This window comes from Mesorhizobium sp. M0676, assembly GCF_040320535.1.
Classification (GTDB): domain Bacteria; phylum Pseudomonadota; class Alphaproteobacteria; order Rhizobiales; family Rhizobiaceae; genus Mesorhizobium.
On sequence record NZ_JAMYPU010000072.1, the window covers coordinates 1 to 1,607 of the forward strand.

The window sequence follows — 1,607 nt, forward strand, 5'->3', positions numbered from 1 at the left end:
TTCTGTGCCGGCGGCGGTGCAGCCAGATCGCCCAAAAGTGGTCTCCGGTCCCGACAAGGGTCCTCTTTATTCCAACGATGCGACCGTTGTCGAAGGGCTGAGGTCAGCACTCTATGCCGGTAAGATCGGGGAGATCACGGTCAAGCGCCATGTAAATTCTCTTCTCGGCTTTGGTCGTTGGCTCTTTGACAATAACAGGCCGGGATTTGCTGCTCGGCTTGACGATTCGTCGCTGGATCGGGATCGCAAGGAGTACGAGATCTGGGGTGGTGGCCCCTCGATCGTCAGAGCACTGGGTCGTCTCAAGACGTTGGCGGGCGGAGCGCCAGTGGTGGACCGCCCTGTCCGGAATCCCTACCCTGCCGACGCCGCGCTCATCAGAGATTACACAGCGGCTCTCATCAAAGAGTACAAAGAAGCGCCTGCGACCGGGCCGAATCGCGGTACCATTCAGGTCTATGGATCTACTCTTATACGTTTCAGTGAATACCTGCATGAAAACAAAAAGCCGGGGATTGCGGATCGGCTTCACGAGGGGTCGCTGGATGAAGATGCCAAGCGCTATGTGAACTCCGGTGGTAACCGGAGGATCAGTGCACTAGCTCATCTCCGGAAGTTCGCACCCGGGCGCGAAATTGCCCTTGCTGCTCGTCCGGAAGACGCAGTCGGCATGGAGGCTCGTGCCATTGGGGACGCCGCTGCGCAGCGAAGCGGGCCGCAGGAGGCATTGGGTCGGCCAGAGAAGCCCCCTGGGAAAGCTAAAGACGGGCGGGTGCTCGGCGCATTGGAATGGCTAGGCGACGAACATATCCAGAGGGATTACCAGCTCCTGGAGCAGGAGTTGCAGGGGAACAATCCAGATCTCGCCGCCCGGACGCGGTTCGTGGATCCCCTCGTAGCCAATTATCATCTGCGCTTGGGCTCCAAGAGCGTCATGCTAAGCGCATTCCAGCGCATCGTCCATAAGAACGGTAACGACACAGCCGACTTCCTGTTCGTGCCAGTGAGCGATGCCGGTACGACTCGTGAGGAGCGCGGCACCCATTGGTCGCTGCTGTTCGTTGATCGCAGCGACCGGGAGCGGCCGGTTGCCTATCATTATGACTCCTACAACGGATGCAATGACACGCTTGCAAAAGAGCTCGCAGAAAATCTGGGCGCCAGCCTGGAGACCCGCGTGGGCGTATCCCGCATCGCCCAGCAGAGCAACGGGGTGGATTGCGGAGTCTACGTGGTGGACGGCACGCGGGCGCTGGTTGGGCGATTGCAATCGCAGCCAGATAGCCTGAACCTCAACAACCTCGTCGTCAATCGGCAGGCACTACAAACCCGCCTCAGGGGTGACGATACATTCGGAACGACAAATAATCTCACGAACTTTGAACTCATGGACCGAAAGGCCCGAGACGCGGTTAAGGAAAGCCCCGTTGGGACGTTTCACCAGCAGATCAAGCGGCTCGGCCAGTCAGCGCCAGACGTTGCTCCCGGGGACCCATTTAAATTTCAAAGTCTTAAGAGCAAGGGGGACGCCGCTGCGCAGCACAGCGGGCCGCAGGAGGAATACAGTTGGCCAGAGTATCTCCCCCCTGGGAAAGCTAATGAAGACG

The 1,607-nt window shown here is 59.1% G+C and carries 1 protein-coding gene; it reads left to right on the forward strand.

Features of this window, described 5'->3' with window-relative positions; all coding sequences use genetic code 11:
- A partial coding sequence (locus NKI35_RS31210; RefSeq protein WP_352742643.1) for a Ulp1 family isopeptidase occupies positions 1-1,607 on the forward strand: 1,607 nt, incomplete at both ends.